The sequence below is a fragment of the Clostridium beijerinckii HUN142 genome (genome assembly GCF_000621745.1).
Lineage (GTDB): Bacteria > Bacillota > Clostridia > Clostridiales > Clostridiaceae > Clostridium > Clostridium beijerinckii_A.
On sequence record NZ_JHXK01000022.1, the window covers coordinates 12274 to 32313 of the forward strand.

At 29.8% G+C, this 20040-nt stretch carries 15 protein-coding genes; 14 read left to right on the forward strand and 1 reads right to left on the reverse strand.

Annotated features, from left to right (window positions below; translation table 11 throughout):
- Nucleotides 1-132: 132 nt before the first annotated feature.
- On the forward strand, nucleotides 133-1200 hold the full coding sequence (locus T483_RS0111975) for a galactose ABC transporter substrate-binding protein (RefSeq protein WP_026887067.1): 1068 nt from the start codon (nucleotides 133-135) through the stop codon (nucleotides 1198-1200).
- Nucleotides 1201-1307: 107 nt separating this feature from the next.
- On the opposite strand, the gene larA is transcribed toward T483_RS0111975, so the two are convergent.
- Nucleotides 1308-2582 (reverse strand): nickel-dependent lactate racemase, encoded by a 1275-nt coding sequence (larA, locus tag T483_RS0111980; RefSeq protein WP_026887068.1) that lies wholly within the window; start codon nucleotides 2580-2582, stop codon nucleotides 1308-1310.
- Nucleotides 2583-2853: 271 nt separating this feature from the next.
- Between larA and T483_RS0111985 the strand changes: the two genes are divergently transcribed.
- The 13 genes from T483_RS0111985 (at nucleotide 2854) to T483_RS0112045 (ending at nucleotide 19983) form a co-directional block, all read left to right on the forward strand.
- Nucleotides 2854-3462 carry a copper homeostasis protein CutC gene (locus T483_RS0111985; RefSeq protein WP_026887069.1) on the forward strand — a complete coding sequence of 203 codons (609 nt, stop codon included), beginning with the start codon at nucleotides 2854-2856 and terminating at the stop codon, nucleotides 3460-3462.
- Between the two features lie 304 nt (nucleotides 3463-3766).
- Entirely contained in the window at nucleotides 3767-6754 is a 2988-nt protein-coding gene (locus tag T483_RS0111990) for a sigma 54-interacting transcriptional regulator (protein ID WP_026887070.1), read from the forward strand.
- A 420-nt stretch (nucleotides 6755-7174) separates the two neighbouring features.
- Nucleotides 7175-7651 (forward strand): PTS sugar transporter subunit IIA, encoded by a 477-nt coding sequence (locus T483_RS0111995; RefSeq protein ID WP_026887071.1) that lies wholly within the window; start codon nucleotides 7175-7177, stop codon nucleotides 7649-7651.
- Between the two features lie 51 nt (nucleotides 7652-7702).
- Nucleotides 7703-7987, forward strand: a complete 285-nt coding sequence (locus T483_RS0112000; protein WP_012058711.1) for a PTS sugar transporter subunit IIB — start codon at nucleotides 7703-7705, stop codon at nucleotides 7985-7987.
- 418 nt (nucleotides 7988-8405) lie between these two features.
- A complete protein-coding gene (locus tag T483_RS0112005; RefSeq protein WP_026887072.1) occupies nucleotides 8406-9680 on the forward strand; it encodes a PTS galactitol transporter subunit IIC in 1275 nt (424 codons plus the stop codon).
- Between the two features lie 76 nt (nucleotides 9681-9756).
- Nucleotides 9757-11133, forward strand: a complete 1377-nt coding sequence (locus T483_RS0112010; protein ID WP_242841856.1) for a sn-glycerol-1-phosphate dehydrogenase — start codon at nucleotides 9757-9759, stop codon at nucleotides 11131-11133.
- Between the two features lie 31 nt (nucleotides 11134-11164).
- Nucleotides 11165-11980 (forward strand): HAD-IIA family hydrolase, encoded by an 816-nt coding sequence (locus T483_RS0112015; RefSeq protein WP_026887074.1) that lies wholly within the window; start codon nucleotides 11165-11167, stop codon nucleotides 11978-11980.
- A gap of 165 nt (nucleotides 11981-12145) precedes the next feature.
- The gene (locus T483_RS0112020) at nucleotides 12146-13192 is read left to right on the forward strand and encodes a glycerol-3-phosphate dehydrogenase (protein WP_026887075.1); all 1047 of its coding nucleotides are present in this window, start codon (nucleotides 12146-12148) and stop codon (nucleotides 13190-13192) included.
- Between the two features lie 841 nt (nucleotides 13193-14033).
- Entirely contained in the window at nucleotides 14034-15476 is a 1443-nt protein-coding gene (locus T483_RS0112025; RefSeq protein ID WP_026887076.1) for an ATP-binding protein, read from the forward strand.
- Nucleotides 15477-15560: 84 nt separating this feature from the next.
- Complete coding sequence (locus tag T483_RS32465; protein ID WP_278247431.1) at nucleotides 15561-15689, forward strand: hypothetical protein; 129 nt, start codon at nucleotides 15561-15563, stop codon at nucleotides 15687-15689.
- A gap of 181 nt (nucleotides 15690-15870) precedes the next feature.
- The gene (locus T483_RS0112035) at nucleotides 15871-16923 is read left to right on the forward strand and encodes a galactose ABC transporter substrate-binding protein (protein WP_026887077.1); all 1053 of its coding nucleotides are present in this window, start codon (nucleotides 15871-15873) and stop codon (nucleotides 16921-16923) included.
- A gap of 455 nt (nucleotides 16924-17378) precedes the next feature.
- Nucleotides 17379-17678: a hypothetical protein gene (locus T483_RS0112040; protein ID WP_026887078.1), complete on the forward strand. Its 300-nt coding sequence runs from the start codon at nucleotides 17379-17381 to the stop codon at nucleotides 17676-17678.
- A gap of 832 nt (nucleotides 17679-18510) precedes the next feature.
- Nucleotides 18511-19983, forward strand: a complete 1473-nt coding sequence (locus T483_RS0112045) for a protein adenylyltransferase SelO (RefSeq protein ID WP_026887079.1) — start codon at nucleotides 18511-18513, stop codon at nucleotides 19981-19983.
- Nucleotides 19984-20040 lie beyond the last annotated feature (57 nt).

Genomic DNA, 20040 nt, shown 5'->3' on the forward strand with positions numbered 1-20040 from the left:
TGAAGAATTATTTCTGTGTAGAATTCTTTTATTTCTAAATGATTAATTTGGAATAAATTTTATATTTATATGCAACCTAATCAAGAGTAGATATATAATTTTGAGTATTTATATCTAATGGGAGGCATTATAATGAAAATATTAAATAAAAGAATTGCGACGATATTGTTTACTTTAACTATTTTTTCATTGATATCTATAACTCAAGTTAAAACAATAGCAAGTTTGGACTCTAGTACTAGTAGAGTGTCTAATATAGCAGTAATATTTTTCGTAACTGATGATCCATTTACAACAAAAGTTATTGAAAACTTAAAAAATATAGAAAATGAGAATCAAGATAAAGTAAAATTTACTTTTTTAAATCCGAAAAATAATATAGCAATACAAGATGAAATATTGGATGCTGCTTTACAAATAAAATATGATTTGTTTATACTATATTTACCAGACAAAAGAGAAAGCGTTGTAGAAGATGCTATTAACAAGATTAAGCAAAAAAATAAGCCTTTAATCCTAATGAATATTATACCTGAAGTGGCATCAAGAGCTTCTAAATTATATGAGAAAGTTGTTTTTGTGACTCCTGATTCAAAGAAAGCTGGCATTGCTCAAGGTAAAATTCTTGCTGATCTTTGGAATAGGAATAAAAGCAGTTTAGATAAAAATGGTGATAATATATTGCAGTATGTTTTGTTGCAAGGTCCATCTGATGATCCGCAGACCATTGATAGAAGTAAATATGTAATATCAACACTAAATGATTCTGGAATAAAGACACAAGAACTTGCTAGAGTAAGTGCCAATTGGTTTAAAGATTTAGCTAAAAGTTCCATTGATAATTTGTTCCTTAAATATAATGGAAGAATTGAAGCAATAATTTCAAACAATGATGCTATGGCAATAGGAGCTATTGAGGCATTACAAAAATATGGATATAATAAAGATAATAAGTCAAAAAATGTAGCAATTGTGGGAATTGATGGCTTACAAGAAGCAAAAGATTTAATTGATAAAGGAATCATGACTGGAACTGTTATTCAAGATCCAAGGATTGAAGCTGAAGTTTTATATAATGTTGGAATGAATTTAATTAAAAATTTAAGCCCGACAGAAAATACAGATTATAAAGTTGTTGAGGGAGAAATCATAATACCATTTCCGTATGATACATATATAGGTAACATTAACAAATCATAAATAGTAAAACTTTTTAAAATGATATTTACATTAAAGTAATATTTTAAAAGCTGGTACTTTTGCTCAAAAAATACCAGCTTTTTAATATTGTTATAAGTTATTGATTATTATTTGACAACCACACCTACACCATTTGGAATAACTACAACATCAGCATCTTTACCTTTTATGTCATATGCAATGTTTAATGCTTCGTCAAAAGTATAAGCATGTTTCATATGCATGCTCTTAATCATATTTGGATCACACATATCTGTAACAACGATTACAGTGTAATTACATAGAATTCGTGTTAAAATTTGAATCTCCCATTGATCAGGAATTGTTTCATTTCTAGGAACTTTTAATATTTTTTCAAGAAGTTCTTCAGGAGATTTTGAATTTGCTATAGTTTCGTAAAAAGATTCACCACCATGTCCATCGTTACAAGCGGCTATCATAATAATTACTCCATCTTTTCTACATGTAGCTTCTGCAGCTGTCATACCCTTTACAGCTTGGTATATATTTTGATCTAGTGGATATCCACCATTGCTTGAAATTGCAATATCAGCTTGTATGCTTTTTACGCTCGAAAGATCCATAACAAATTTGCAACCTTCTTCGTGAGCAAGTTTACTGTCACCAGCAAAAGCATTTATAATGTTTTTATCTTCATCTATAACTACATTTAATATGAATGCAAGATTTGCTTTTTCAGCAGCATAAATCATATCTTTGTGTATTGGATTATCTTTTATAATTCCAGTCCTTGCATGATTGCTGTTAATAAATTCGGAACAGTGATTTGCCATTATGGTTTTTGCTGAAGCTATTCCAGGTAATACACTTTTTCTTCCTCCCGAAAATCCAGCAAAAAAATGTGGTTCTATAAAACCTTCTGCTATTAGTAATTCAGTTTCCATAGCTAATTTGTTTAGGAATAACTCACCACCAGAAGGTAGTGTTCCTACATTTATTAAACTACTTTCATCTGTTGAAACATGGTTTATAATCTCCTCATTATCAACTATGGTTTGTCCAAATTTGTTTATCATTTCTTCTTTAGTTGTTGGTCTATGAAAACCTGTAGCTATAAGAATCTTTATGTTTATGTTAGGATTAACTTTTCTTATTCTTTGCAGTAAAATTGGCATAGTAATTTTACTTGGAACAGGACGAGTATGGTCACTAGTTATAATAACCATGTTATTTTTACCAATTACTAATTCCTCTAAAGATTTACTACCAATGCAATTATCAAGAGCTTTATTTACTATATCATTTTGTGAAATATTAGCTCTATAAGTATTTGCCTTGGAAACTAAAATACCCTTTAGATTTTTATCATTAATGTTTATTTTTAAAGATTTTGTTGAGTATGGAATCTCAATTGAAGCCATAATATAACCTCCCTAAATAAAAATAATTATATTTATACTAAAATTATAGCACACATAACAAGAATTGGTAAGGCCAATTTAAATGTTTTCATAAATTGTATCAAAGTTCATTATAAAAATTTTTTAAAAGGAATTTATATATAAATGTATCTGATTCGCTGACAAATGTTAAAATATATACAAGATAATCAGCTTATTAATTATACGTTGTATAGAGAAATTCAATTTATAAGTTTATAAGAAACTAGAAGCAGAAAATAGGAGGTAAGTTATGATAATATTTGAATCATGTGTAGGGAATTATAATGAGGCAATTTTAGCTGTTAAAAAAGGAGCAAATAGAATAGAACTTTGTGATAATTTAATGGAGGGTGGAACCACTCCAAGTTACGGAACAATAAGAAAAATTGTTGAGGATCTAGATATACCAGTCATGGTTATTATAAGACCGCGTGGTGGAGATTTTACTTACACAAAAGAAGAACTAGAAATAATGAAATATGATGTGAAGATGTGCAAAGAACTTGGAGTTCACGGTGTGGTAATTGGTGCTGTAAAAGATTCTAAGGTAGATAAAGAAATAATAGAGGAGTTAGTTAATTTGGCAAAGCCTATGACAATAACTTTTCATATGGCATTTGACGAAGTTGAGGATAAAAAGATAGCTGTAGATGAAATAATTAAATTAGGAATAGATAGAATACTTACTAAGGGCGGATGCGAAAATGCTATGGCAGGAAAAGAATGTTTAAAAGAATTGGTTAAATATGCTGACGGTAGAATTTCCATAATGCCAGGAAAAGGTGTTAATAAGGAGAATAGAGATTTTCTTTTAGAATATACAGGTGCAGTTGAAATACATGGTACTAACGTAGTTTAAAATTATAAGTAACTATGCAAAAAGCCGAGTTTTTTAAACAATACTATATTTAAGTCAGAGCATTTTGGTAAATTCAATGCATTATGGCAAAATAAATAAATCTAAACATATGGCAAAAATAGTAAAATGATTTATAATATAATTGTTACTAACGATTATTCATGGATTTTTAAATAATATATATGTTGCAATTTACAATGTACAATTCACAATTACGGCTAAAATTCTTCCAATATTTTTGAATTATGATGAAGAATTATTTTTGTAACATATATATAATTAAACCAATACTGGGGGGAGAATTTTGCTGGAAAATAAAATACTGGAGTTAATTGAAAATGAGGACAAAAGAAAACCATTAACCGACAGTGATATTGCTAAATTAGTAAATACAACTAGAGAATATATAACTCAATTTAGGACAGAAAAAAATATAAGTAATTCTCGCCAAAGAAAAGAAGCAATCCTATATAGCGATATAAAAAAATTAATTATTGAGGATAAAGATATTTCAGATAGGCAGTTATGCAAAAGGCTATCTATTCTTGGATATGATATTTCCAGATATTCAGTAGCACAGATCAAGAAAAATATAATTTCAGAAGTTTTTCCACAGAATGTAGCGGAGGAAGCAAATTTAAATAAGAATCAACAGAAACATTCAGTGGAAATTAAATCAGCAGCTGATCAGGATGTGATCGAAATTAATAATAGCTCAAATATGGACAACACCAATAAAGGTGATAAAGCAAATAATTATTATTTAAGAAATATTATAGGATATCATGGCTCGCTAAAAAATTCAATTAGTCAAGCAGAAGCAGCAGTATTATATCCACCTCATGGTCTCCATACTCTTTTACTTGGAGCATCTGGTGTTGGAAAAAGCTTTTTTGCAGAAGCTATGTATAATTTTGCAATTAATTCCTCACATTTTGATAAGAATGCACCTTTTGTACTATTTAACTGTGCTGATTATGTAGATAATCCACAATTACTTCTTTCTCAATTGTTTGGTTACAGTAAAGGTGCCTTCACAGGTGCCAATACAGATAAAGTTGGTTTAGTGGAGAAAGCAAATAATGGGATACTATTCTTAGATGAAGTGCATAGATTGCCAAGCGAAGGGCAAGAAATATTGTTTTATCTGTTAGATAAGGGAAAGTACAGAAGGCTTGGTGAAACTGAAAATAGCAGGACAGCAAATGTAATGATAATTGCAGCAACAACAGAAGATCCAAAATCATCTTTGTTATTAACATTTAGAAGAAGAATTCCAATGATAATTGAACTACCGTCTATTAACAACAGGCCCATTAATGAAAAATATGTGTTGATTAAAAGCTTTTTTTCACAGGAATCAGCGAGAGTCGGAAAAGAAATTACAGTACGTTATGAGGTCATCAGATCTTTATTATTATACAATTGTCCAGGAAACATAGGCCAGCTACGAAGTGATATACAAGTTGCATGTGCAAGAGGCTTTTGTAATTCATTAAGTAATAATTCAAATGAAGTTGTTATTGACATAAAAGATTTACCTAAGCATGTACCTCTAGAAATATTAAGCGTTGAGGATAGAGAACTAGTTTCAGAAGATATTTTTAATGAAGATTTGGTTGTTAATCCTAATGATGTTGTAACTCAGAAATCTAAAGATGATAGATATATGTTACCGGATGGAATATATAGCAATATAGAGGAAAAGTATTATAAACTTGAAAAGCAGGGTCTAAGTAAAGATGAAATTAATAAAATATTGTGGAGTAAGGTGGAATTCAATTTAAGTAAATTTGCTAAAAATATAGAATCAAATATGTTTTTTCCAAAGGAAGAACTTAAAAATATAATAGATGAAAAAATATTAAATGTGGTTGAAAAGGTAACCAATATTGCAAAAGAATATATAGAAAATATCCAAGAAAATTTTTATTATTGTGTAGCAATGCATTTGAATTCAACTTACGAACGACTAAAACAAGGCAGGATAATAAGGAATCCTGAATCCGATTATATAAAAAAGGAATATTATAATGAATACAGAATTGCAAAAATATTAACTAAAGAGATAAATAAAGGATTAGATATTCAACTTCCAGAAGATGAAATAGGCTTTATTGCCATGTATTTAAAAACGTTTTCTGAGGTAGATAAAAATGTAAGCAGAGTGGCTGTTATTGTATTAAGCCATGGTCATGTTGCTTGTGGAATGGTTGATGTAGCCAACAAACTATTAGGTACAAACCTTGCAGTTGGAATTGAAATGTCACTAGATGAAAATCCTCAAGTTTTGCTCGAAAGAGCTATAGGAGTGGTTAAAAAAGTTAATGAAGGTAAGGGGTGCTTGATACTGGTTGATATGGGATCCTTGGTTACATTTGGGGAAATAATAACAAAAGAAACAGGGATTCCAACTCGAGTTATAGGCAGGGTAGATACTGTAATGGTACTGGAAGCAGTTAGAAGATCATTAATGGAAAATAGTAATTTATACGAGATTTCTAAAGCTCTTGATGGAGATAAAACCTACGTTGGAAAAGTTAAAGGAGCAAATAAATATACTAAAACTATAATTACAATATGTATAACAGGTGAAGGAACTGCATTAAAAATAAAGAAATATCTTGAAGATGTAGTACTAGGGAATACAAATGAGAATTTAAGAATTATATCAGTTGGAATTATAAATAAAAATAATGCTCAAGATGAAATAATTAAAATTAGTAGAGATCATGATATAGCTGCAATAGTCGGAACTATCGATCCAGAAATAGAAAGCATTCCATTTATATCTTTCCAGGATATTTTAAAAGAATCAGGTAAGTTAAGATTGAAAGAATTTCTCGGAATAAATAAGAAACAGTTTAATCCTTTAATAAATGTTATTGATGAGGAATTAATTAAAGTTAATACTAATATTTTTACAAAAAGTGATTTAATAGATGAGATGTGTAATCTTCTTATATCAAAAGGAAAAGTTAATGAGAATTTTACAATGAGTGTATATAAGAGAGAAATGCTTGGAGGAACTTTGTTTGAAGGGGTATTTGGAATACCTCATGGCCTATCAGAATTCGTTGAAAAATCATCTATAGCTATTTTCAAACTTAATAATCCTATTTCGTGGGACTATAATTGTATGGTAGAAGTTGTAATTATGTTAGCACTTAAAGAAAATGATGGGAAAATAGTTAGACAATTGTTTGATTCATTATCGAAGACAGAAGTAGCTAATAAATTAAGAAAATCAAATTCTCCGAAAGAGATTTCAGAAATATTATTAAAAATCTAACAACTACTTGGAGTTACAAGGTAAAAAGTAAAAATTTTATCTTGTAACTTTATTTTTTAAAATATATATTACCTTTTCAGCATAGTTTTGGCACGGCGATTGCTTTGTAAATATTGTGAAGATGTAATAAAAGATAAAAAAGTATAAAAATTACATTAAGCAAAGAAGAAGTATAACTACTAGAAATATTAAAGAAATTTTATGCAAAAAAAAGGAGGAAGTTAAATGACTTGAAGTATTGAGAAGCTTTTAAGAGGAGATTTGCAGTAAATAACCGTGAAGCTAAATTAAAAGTGGTTTTAAAATATATATTATTACCTTTTCAACATAGTTTTGGCATGATAATTGCTTTGTAAATATTATGAAGATGTAATCATGGATGAAAACGTATAGAATACTTACAAAAAAGGAGGAAGTTAAATGACTAGAAGTATTAAAGAATTTTTAAGAAGAGATTTAGTAGTAAATAATCTTGAAGCTAAATCAGCAGAGGATGTCTTTAAGAAGATGTCTCCAATATTATTAGAAGCAGGATTTGTAGAAGATTCCTTTTTTAATGGGTTAGTAAATAGAGAAAGTAAATTTCCTACAGGTTTATTACTTGGAAAATATAATGTTGCAATACCTCATACAGATGTTATACATGTTAAAAAGCCAGCAATAGCAATAGCAACACTAAAAAATCCCGTGAAATTTAATAGTATGGATGGAAATGGAAGTGTGGATGTTAATATAGTATTTACTATGGCTTTAAATGAACCTCACAGTCAGATAGTAATGTTACAGCAATTAATGTTTTTAATCCAAAATGAAAGCATTCTCGAAAATATGCTCCAAGCAAAAGATAGCGACGAGGTGTATGATATCGTTTCAAGTTTTAATTGTAATTGCGAATAAGTAATGAGCAATTATTTAAATTATAGAATTATATTTTAGGGAGGTAAAAAAATGGACAAACAAAAATTAATATTAGTAGCTTGTGGTACAGGAATAGCAACTTCAACAGTTGTATGTAAAAAGGTGGAAGACTTGATTAAAACAAATGGCATTAATGCGAGAATTATACAATGTAAGATTTCAGAGGTGGCTGGTTATGAAGATCAAGCAGATCTTTTAGTAACAACTACAATTTCATCACGAAATTATAAATTTCCAGTAATTAATGCTATGAACTATCTAACTAACATTAATCCAGGAAAAGTTGACCAAGGAATTATAGATGCTTTGAAATAAAAAAAGATAGGCCACTTTAAAGGTGGACCTATATAAAAAAAGTTAATTAGACTACTACTTATTATAACACATAAAATTATGTATTTGAAGCTCAGAACAACACATGTTAATTAATAGTATTTTTTATTCTCTAGTAAATTATATCCATGGACAATCTGTGGACGAGGTACTCCTTGAGGGTATAACTTATAAGAAAGGCTAATTCAGAAGGTTGACTTTTAAAAGAGAATAAAAAAGAAAATATATTTGCCTGCATAAAATGTTCTTATATGCAGATGCGTAAAAAAATCTCCGGCTCCACAGTCGCCTGCGATTTTGTTCTTCAAGAACTAAATCGTATATGTAAATTTATAATATGAAAAGCTTAATTGGGAATTTATAAAAGTGAATAAAATTTGATAATATAGGGGGAAAGAAAATGTTATTAAATGTAGTGCAATACATTTTGAACTTAGGACCAACTGTTATGCTGCCATTAACTATTACTATTATTGGAATTATATTTGGACAAGGATTTAAAAAAGCATTTAGATCAGGTATTACAATTGGTATCGGCTTTGTTGGTATAAATTTGGTTGTTGGATTGCTTACAACAAACCTTGGTGGCGCAGCACAGCAAATGGTTACTAGATATGGATTACAGTTAAGTATAATAGATGTAGGCTGGCCAGCAGCTGCTGCAATAAGCTGGGCATCTCCTATAGCCGCAATAATGATTCCAATAGCTATGCTAGTAAATTTAATAATGCTAGCTACAAAGACAACAAATGTAGTTGATATTGATATATGGAATTATTGGCACTTCACCGCAGCTGGTGCTAGTGTATACGTATTAACTAATGGTAACTGGTTACTTGCTATTTTAGCTGGTATTTTATATGAAGTTGCTGTTATCAAGATTGCAGATAGGACAGCTCCAATGGTTCAAGAATTCTTTGGACTTGAGGGCGTATCATTACCAACCGGTTCAACTGCGGCTTGTGGTCTTATAGGAATTCCTATTGTTAGTATAGTGAAAAGAATTCCAGGTATAAAAAATTTAAAAGCAGACCCAGAAACAATTCAAAAAAGATTTGGCGTTTTTGGAGAACCTATGATGATGGGACTTGTTCTTGGTATCGTACTTGGAATTCTTGCAGGCTATGGTGTAGATAAAATTTTACAAATAGGTATTTCAATGGCAGGTGTTATGTTCTTAATGCCTAGAATGGTTAGAATACTTATGGAAGGTTTAATTCCTGTTTCAGAATCAGTAAGAGAATTCTTGCAAAAGAAAGATTTTGGGAAAGATAGAAATCTTACAATTGGTTTAGATGCAGCAGTAGCGGTTGGACATCCAGCAGTTATTGCAACAGCACTTGTATTAGTTCCTATTACATTATTCTTAGCAGTAATACTACCAGGAAATCAAGTTTTACCTTTTGGAGATTTAGCTACAATATGTTTTTATGTTGCATTTATAGTTGGTGCAGCAAAAGGCAATATAGTTCATTCAGTTATATCAGGTACAATTGTTATGGCATTAGGATTACTAATGGCAACAAATATTGCTGGATTCCATACTCAAATGGCTCAAATGGCTCAATTTACAATGCCAGCAGGAACATCAACTATTTCAAGCTTAGATATTGGTGGTAATTTCTTAAACTGGATAGTAATTAAGATATTCCAATTATTCACAGGAAGTCTATAAGATTAAATAACCTAATTTGTTAAAGAGTGCTTATCTGTACTCTTTAACACCATTGGCTATTTACAAGGAAAGGATGATGGTTATAGTGGAAGTAATAAATTTAAAAGTAGAAGAACTTATTGGAATGGATTTTAAGTGTGAATGTGGAAAAAGGCATAGTGTAGAAATTAATTCTGTAAAAATAGGAAGCCAGATAATAGAACAACTTCCAGAGTTTCTTAAAGCATTTAAAAATAAGAAAATATTAATTGTACAGGATGTCAACACATATGCTGTAGCTGGAAAAAGAGTTGAAGAAACATTAAATAGTGATTTTTTATTAAAGAAATATGTGTTTCCACAGGAACACTTATTGCCTGATGTATATGCTCTTGGAAGAGTTTTAATAGAAATAGAAGATGATACAGAACTTATACTTGGCGTAGGTTCAGGCGTTATAAATGACATATGTAGGTATGTAGCTTACAGAGCAAATGTGCCTTATGCTATAGTATGTACTGCCCCATCCATGGATGGTTATGCATCTGTGGTATCGCCATTAATCACAGATGGATTCAAAGAATCTCATAAAGCAGCCTATGCTTATGGAATATACGCAGATATTGACATTATGAAGAATGCTCCAATGTATTTACTTTGTTCAGGGCTTGGGGACGTATTAGGTAAATATACTGCTCTTGCAGACTGGTCAATTGCAAACCTCTTAACAGGAGAATATTATTGTAAGACTATTGCAGGTATGGTTCAATCTACAGTAGATAAGTGCGTTGCTGCTGCACCAAGGATTCCAGAAAGGAATCATGAAGTAGTAAAAAATATAACAGATGCACTAGTATTATCTGGAATAACTATAGGAATGTCAGGTTCTTCAAGACCTGCATCAGGTTCTGAGCATCATATTGCTCATGGCTGGGAAATAATGTTTCATACAAGAAATAGTGAAGAAAAATGGGTACATGGAAACTTTGTTGGAGTAGGTACGGTTGTAATGTCTATATTATTTGAAGAATTAAAGGATATAGACATAGAAAGTGTCATGGCTAAGAAAAGCTTCAGATACTACGATATGAATAAATGGAGACAAAATATTGAAAGCGTATTTGGTAAAGTGGCAGGTAATGTAATTAACTATAAAAAGGATGCAATTGAATTGGATCCTGATAAGAGACAAGAAAATGCTGAAAAGATATCAGCAAACTGGAAGGAAATTCTTGATATTGGACATACTATAGTGCCAAGTTCTGAGAACGTAAAGAAAATACTACAGGACGCTGGATGTGTATGGCATCCTGAAGAGCTTGGAATAGATAAGAATTTATTTATTAAGACTTTTATTGCAGCAAAGGATATAAGAACAAGATATGGTGTTGTGCATTTAATTGATGATCTTGGACTAACAGATGAAATTGCTAATTTAATTGCTGATAAATTATATAAATCCAATAACATATAGGACAATTATGTGTTTTAATGTGGAGGTAAAAATGAATGAGTTAAAAGATATTAAATGTTTTTTATTAGATATGGACGGGACTTTCTATCTTGGAAATACAATTATTGATGGAGCTCTAGACTTTCTAGACATTTTAAAAAGTCAACAAAAGAAATTTATATTCTTAACAAATAACTCTTCGAAAAACAAGTCAACGTATAAGCAGAAGCTTTCAGCACTTGGCTGTTATGTTGATGAAGAACAAGTTTACACATCTGGTGAAGCAACCATATGGTATATGAAGAAAAACTGTTTAGGTAACAAAATATATCTCATGGGTACAGAGCCGCTCATGAAAGAATTTGAAAAGGCAGGCTTTATATTAGTTAAAGATAAAAATGACAAGCCGGATTATGTAGTTCTCGGGTTTGATACTACACTAACTTATGAAAAAATATGGACAGCTTGTGATTATCTAAGAGATGGAGTGCCATTTATAGCCACTCACCCAGATTTCAATTGTCCAATTGAAAATAGCAACTATATGCCGGATACTGGTTCTATGATAAGAATGTTTGAGGCATCTACAGGTATTTCTCCTGTGGTAATAGGTAAGCCATATGGATATATAGTTGAGGCTGTTATTGAAAAGTATGGCCTTAAAAAAGAGCAAGTGGCAATTGTAGGAGACAGACTTTACACTGACATTAAGACTGGAGTTAATGCAGGAATAACTAGTATTCTTGTATTTAGTGGCGAGACATCAGAAGCCATGTATAAAGAATCTGACATAAATGCAGATTATGTATTCTCATCAATTAAATATATTGGTGAAGAGTTGAAGCAGTTTTATGAAAGCTTTGTTTAAGACCTAGATTATTATAAGAATTTTAACTGATCATTATATGTTTAGAAGAATTTATTTATTAGCTGTATGTTAAAAAAAGGTATTAAGAATTCATGGAAAATAATTAAATTTTATGAGTTTTGAGAAATTAAAAGAAGTTAATATTCAAAATTAGGAGGCAATGTTATGAGCATTATAACAATTATTGGAGCAGGTCAAATGGCATCTGCACTAACTTTCCCAGCAACAGAAAATAATAATAAGATAAGACTTGTGGGTACACCTTTAGATAGAGAAATCATAAATAAGGCAAAGGCTACAGGTTTTCATTCGACATTAAAACGTCAATTACCTGAAACAGGAATTGAATACTATCAAATTGAAGATGTAAATGAAGCAATAGATGGAGCTGAGCTCATTATTTGCGGTGTCAGCAGCTTTGGTGTTGACTGGTTTGCAGACAATATATTACCTATTATACCTCAAGAGATTCCTATTCTTTCAATAACAAAGGGAATGATTACTGAAGAGGATGGCAAAATGATAAATTATCCTCACTACTTTTTAAGTAAACTTCCTTCTAATAAAAAGCTCTCTATTAGCGCTGTTGGCGGCCCATGTACTAGTTATGAACTTGCCGATAAAGATAATTCAGAAGTTGTATTTTGCGGAGATGACATAAATTTACTTAGAAAGTTTAAGAGTTTATTTGAAACATCATACTACCATATTAGCTTATCTACAGATATTGTAGGTGTTGAATGTGCAGTAGCTCTAAAGAACGCTTATGCTTTGGGAGTATCACTAGCTATTGGATTAGCCATTGGAGCTGATGGGTCTGGAAAAGAGCATTATAATTCTCAGGCTGCACTTTTTGGACAAAGCATAAAGGAAGCCAAACGTATTCTCGAAATAGTCGGAGGAGGAGAAGAAAACATTATATATTTTGGCGGTGACTTATATGTAACTGTCTTCGGTGGACGTACTCGTAGAATAGGAACATTATTAGGCCAAGGATTTTCATTTGAGGAAGCTATGGAACAATTAAAAGGAGTTACATTAGAATCAGTAGTTATTGCTACCCGTGCTGCAAAATACGTGCGTTGTCTAGCAGAAAGAGGAGTAGTTAAACTTAGTGATTTTCCAATGATAACTCATATTGATGAGATTATAAATTTAGGCGGCAAGGTTAATATTCCATGGAAAGCCTTTGAATCTGAAAAAATATTATGATTTATTATTAGATGCGAATTTAAAAGTGTAAAGTTTAATAGCTTTATTAAACTTTTAAGATTAAATTATTATAATTAGAAAACGAATATGTATATTGCAAAAATGATTCTTCATCATAATTCTAAAAATATTGCAAGAATTTTAGCCGTAATTGTGACTTGTGAAATGTGCATTGTGAATTGCAACATATGTAGTATAGATTATTGATATTATAGTTTGAGTACAGCACTAGATTTAAATTTAATGCTGTACTTTTTATAATTTTGATAGATAAAAGACAGTCTGAAATATTCCGAAATAAAAATATTAAATGAAAATAAAATTACTATACTTTCTATTTTGGTAAAATTATTATTCCGATTAGAAGAAGTTAGTGTTATAATTGTATAAGAAAATTGTGTAAAAAAGTGAATTAATATACATGTATGTATATTAATTTCTTTTATTTATTATATATTTGTTGTAATTCGTAGAATTTTATTTCTTTATAATCAAAATACTATTTAATTAAAGATAAGTTTCTATTTTAATAATACTAATACATATTTAATATTACTAGTATATAAAGTTTTTTAAAATTAATAAATAGGTAAAAAACTTGTTTTAGTTATTATATCTTGTCTAGTTATTTTTTTATGAAAAGACATTTATTTATATATTTCATAAAAAATATTCTTAATGGAACTTAAATACTTATTTCTAAAAATATCATATCTAGTTATGATATTTTTACGAAGATATGAATTATTAGAACTTATGAATATCTTTAAATTTGTAGATAGTGAGATGGTATTTGAAATAATTAGGATTACTGATTTTCTTTTTAGGGAGGTATCAATCTATGTTTCAACGCGAATGCGAACAAGAAGCAAGTTATATTATAGAGTCAAAAAAGAAATGTATCGAATTAGGGTTAGATTCTAATAAGCCTAAAATGCCTGAAAACGTTCTGTCTGAATTAGAATTAGGTCAGAAAAAAGATATGTATGATGAAATTCTAGAAGTCGTTAAATTTTTTAGTAATAAAATGATAAAATTACTAGAAGGAACACCTGTGTTGATAACAATTACGGATGAAGATGGGTATTTGCTAGATGTTCTTGGGGATAAATCTCTTAGGGAAACAATGTCTCAATTTGGAGTAAAAACAGGTATACAATTTCGAGAAGATGAAATGGGTACAAATGTAGTTAATTTAACGCTTAAGCAAAATCACCCAATACAATTAATAGGTAGCAATCACTATCATAAATGTTTTCAAGACAGTGCATGTTATGGAGTTCCATTCCATTATTCAGATGACGGTAATTTACTGGGAAGTATATGTATCATGACTGCTGTTATACTTCATAATCCATTTTTTTTAATGACATTAACAACTGTAGTGGATGCAATAGAGCGTGAACTATTACTAAGAAGACAAAATCGAAAGATAAGTGAGCAAAAAGAATTGTTGTATGAATCAGAAAAAAGGCAAAGAGAGCTTCTTGAAAAAGATTTGGCCATGAAGGATGATTTTATAACTTTAATTACACATGAATTTAAAACGCCAATAAATGTTATTTATTCAGCAATACAATTGATCGAGCATGCTTACATTAATGAAATTCCTGAATCTGTGAATAAACTTATCAAAAGTATAAAACGTAATACATTTAGACAATTAAGACTTGTAAATAATTTGCTAGATATTACAAAATTAAAATCAGATCAGTTCAAATTAAACTTTAAATATGTAGATATTGTATTTCTAACAAAATTAATTACAGAATCAATAAAAATTTATGCGGATCAAAAGAGAATTAGCCTTTGTTTTAAAACTAATGTTGAAAATAAAAATATTTCAATAGATGATGAAAAATATGAACGTGTTATTTTAAATTTATTATCAAACGCTATAAAATTCACACCTGAAGGCGGTTCAATAACTGTTGATCTGAAAGAAAATAAGAAAAAGAAAACAGTAGATATATCTGTGATAGATACGGGCGTTGGAATACCAAAGGAAAAACATAAGGTGATATTCCATAGATTTGGACAAGTCGAAAATAATCTTTCAAGGTTAGCAGAAGGCAGCGGTATTGGACTAGCTATTGTAAAAATGTTAGTTATCATATTAGAAGGGAAAATAGAAGTAGATAGTGCGGTTGGGGTTGGAAGTAAATTTACTATAACATTACCTATTAAAGAAGAGATAATTAACGAAGAGAGTAAGATATTCCAGGGATATGACAATAGGCTAACAAATGCTATTAATGTTGAATTTTCTGATATATATTTCTAATAATATTATTTAGACAGCATTTCATTTTTGATCATGAATATAAAAATTAGAAAAGGTATAAACTAAAAAATGAGGTGAGAAAAAATGACAAACTATAAATTTATTACAAATAATAATGAAAATGATTCATCAAATACGACAAATACATCTATGCCAGCAAAAAATAGGAAAAGACATAAACCTGTAAGAGGAATTCCTAGAACTGAAGTATAATAAACGGCGATTATAAGTTTCTAGAATTTAAAAAGTGTAGCACTAAAAAATATATTTTGGTGTTACACTTTTTAATTTTGTGTAATTATAATCTAATCACTTTAAAATGAGAATATTTTTTATATTAAAACACATGATAAAATTGACTATTATACTTTGAGAAAAAATATGGAGGATCGTAATGAGTGTTTTAAAAAAAATAATAATATTTATAATTTTAGCTTTATTAATAATTACATCACTAGATACTTCAACAAAGAATGTATATGCTATCCCCAATTTAAGCAAAAACACGCCAGTTAAAATAGCTGTATTTTTTGATAATTCCAGTGCCATGTATATTTCTCTTCTTAAGCAAAATTTGGAACGTATTGAAAAAGAAAATGAAGGCAAAGTCAAGTTTACGTTTTTCGATGCTAATGACAATCAGAGTAAACAAAATGAAAGCATTGAAAAAGCTCTTTCACAAGATTTTAATCTTTTTATTATAAGTATAATATCCTCTAATTTAAATGATGTAGAAAGTACTTTGCGCAAAGTAATGGAAAAAAACATTCCTATAATTTTAAATCCTGATCCAGTACAAGATATAATAAATTTTGTTAGGCCATATAAACGTTTTGTTGTTGTCGGTGCAGATTTTGAACAATCAGGTACAATGGAAGGAAATATTCTTGTTAATGAATGGAAATCTAATAAGATAGCAATAGATAAAAATCATGATGATGTGTTGCAATATATAATGCTAAAAGGTAGAATTGGAAGTCCGTTAACATCATTGAGAACAAAATATTCCATTTTAGCAATTAATGATGCCGGAATAAAAACAGAAGAACTTGCATCTCCATCTTGTGAATGGGTGGAAGATTGTGCTAGAGGTGCTGTAGAATCGTTATTTCTTAAATATGGTGATAAAATTGAAGCAATAGTTTCAACTAACGATGCTATGGCAATAGGGGCAGTTGAAGCTTTGCAAAAATATGGATATAACAAAGGAGGTAAGTCGAAGACAATCCCAGTTGTAGGTATTGACGGGATGCCTGCCGCTAAAGATTTTATAAAAAAGGGTTTTATGTCAGGAACTGTTGTAGTAGAACCAAGCGATCTCGCTGAAGCTCTTTATTCTATTGGCATGAATTTAGCTTATGGAAGGCAACCTCTTGAAAATACAAAATATAAATTTGAAGAAAATGGACCAATAGTTCATTTAAAGTATAAAGAATTTGTAGAATAATTATAATATAATATAACTTGAATCTCTATAGTAAAAGCAATATAAAATTTGTCTATGTTTCTAACTTTATCTTCTAAACTATATATATTCAGTGATATTAAAAAAAGCCATTAGGTTTTTTTGAACTTATAGCACATATAAGATTCTTTATTTAATCTAACGAATATTACCTATTAAAAAATCTACCAGTTGATTTAAAATATTCAAAGGAGTATATAATTAACAACTTTTCTGTTCATGGCATCTAAAATTGTATGAAAGAATATGAATTTTTAAATTTATAAAATATTTTTGCATGAAAAATATACTTATATAATTAGCTGCAATACTGCATTGTAAATTTGATTTAAAAATTAAATTTAAATTTATATTATTATATAGAAGAATTTAATGAATAATTATCATATTCTAATATATAATAAACAATCTAGATAAGAAAAAGGGGTGCAGCTAAATTGACAAAAATATATGATGTTGTGTTAAATGCTCCATTTGGTAGTCAGCAAGGTAGAATTACTTTTATAATAAATGGTGAATCTTTGACAGGTGTAATTGATGGAACGGGATTTAAAAGCAAATTCAATAACGGAAGAATTCATGGAAACAATTTTGAATTTTCTGGAGAAATAAAAATTCTATTGGCTAAGTTAAAATATTCTGCTAAAGGTATTTTAAATGGTAATCTATTGTCAGCATCTGTTGATACAAAATATGGAACATTCTCTGTAACAGGAAGTCTTATATCGCAATCTTAACATCAATTTAAACAAGATAAATATAAGAAATAATAAAAATATTTGAAATACGAAATGATAAAAAATAAGTTTTGATAATATAAATATCTATTAGACAGTAAATTTATTGAGTTAGATTTACTGTCTTTATTAATTATTAGGATAATTAGTATAAGTTAAATTTATATTGCAAAAGTAGTATTCGGAAATTATTTGTAAAGTGAAAAGTATTATTGGTTCAATTATTTAAAAGAGTATAATAATTGGACATAAGCAGATAATAAAAAGGGTTATAATTATGTAAATATGATAGAAATTAAGAAAAATACTTTTGGTTATGTATCGTTTTTACTTATATATAGATAAACAACTTAAGAATTAGGCTTATTATATGAACATTTTTACAAAATTGCTAAGACTTCAAGTTTGTATCTTCACTAGAAATCATGAATATATTTGTAACCACAAGGGTCATAATATGGAGAAAACATTTGAAAATGAGCTGTTAAAGGTTCTTAAGCAGAGAACCCAAATCTTTGATTTGGTGAGAATCGCTTACTCAGCAAAAGAATGTGAGTCGAGTTTCTGCTAATGGTTGTTCCATTTTAGCTTGTGAAGTGAGAGTCCAAAATTTTATTTTGGGTTCTCGAACTTCCTCAGCGAATGTAATGAGTCGAGCTTCCCTAGGAAAGTGGGAGCATGCTAAAGTGGATACAACCTGCTGCTTAGAAGCTTCAGCAATATTTTCATAGCTTTTTGGAACAAAATATTTATGATTTCGGTAAGTTACCACATAAATTTAGTTTTAGAGTTGGATATCTATAAAAAAACAAAAGAAGAAAGGAGAGATATAATGCAAGATATGAAAATAAAATCAGAAGCAGGATGGAAATTAGATAATACTTATGCTGATTTGCCTAAAACACTTTTTAGCAAGCAAAAGCCAACACCAGTAACGGCTCCTGAATTAGTTATTCTTAATCAGCCGCTTGCAGAATCATTAGGCCTGAAGACAGAATTTCTTCAAGATAATGATAATGTCGCAATATTTGCTGGAAATAAAATAGAAGAAGGTAGTTTGCCTATTGCCCAAGCTTATGCAGGACATCAATTTGGCTATTTTAATATGTTGGGTGATGGAAGAGCTATATTACTTGGTGAACAAATTACGCCTAGTGGTGAAAGATTTGATATTCAGCTAAAAGGTTCTGGTAGAACACCTTACTCTAGAGGCGGTGATGGGAGAGCAGCACTTGGACCAATGTTGCGCGAATACATTATTAGTGAAGCAATGCACGGCCTTGGAATACCTACAACTCGGAGTCTGGCAGTAGTAACAACTGGGGAATCTGTAATTCGAGAAAACGTGCTATCAGGTGCAATTCTAACTCGGGTAGCTTCAAGCCATATTAGAGTTGCCACCTTTCAATATGCTGCAGAGTGGGGAACTATAGAGGAACTTAAGGCTCTAGCTGATTATACTATTAAACGTCATTTTTCTGATGGAGAAAATTTAGAGAATCCTTATATTTTCTTGCTTCAAGAAGTTATTAAGCTGCAAGCTTCATTAATATCAAAATGGCAGTTAGTCGGTTTTATTCATGGAGTTATGAATACTGACAACATGGCTATTAGTGGAGAAACTATAGATTACGGACCTTGTGCTTTTATGGATACATATGATCCAGAAACAGTATTTAGTTCTATTGATAGGGAGGGAAGATATGCATATAAAAATCAGCCTCCTATAGCTAAATGGAATCTAGTTAGATTCGCTGAAACTTTATTGCCATTACTCCACAATAATCATGAAAAATCAGTAGAAATTGCACAAAATGAGCTTTCAAAGTTTGCAGGTTTATATCACGATAACTGGCTTAGAGGAATGAGATCCAAACTTGGAATATTCAACAAAGAGTCTCAAGATGAAGATCTTATAGAAAATCTCCTAAGTATTATGCATAAATATAAAGCAGATTATACGAGTACATTTAGTGCGTTAACTTTAGATAAAAGTTATGATATGGAGTTATTTAATACTAAAGAATTCAAGCAATGGTATGAATTATGGAATGCAAGGTTAAATAGGCAGCAGGAATCTAAAGAGTCTTCTATTAAGTTAATGAAAAATTCAAATCCTTCTGTGATACCACGTAATTATAGAGTTGAGGAAGCATTAGAAGCCGCTGAAAAAGGTGATTACACAATTATGGAAAAACTATTATATGTGCTATCTAATCCTTATGCTTATGCTGAGAATCAATCTGCATATGAAAAATTGCCCCCAAAATCTTTTAGCTCGTATCGAACTTTTTGTGGAACATAATTTTAAAGAGTATTAATAAATTCTTAATAAAAACATCTAAAAAAGGGCGAGACATAA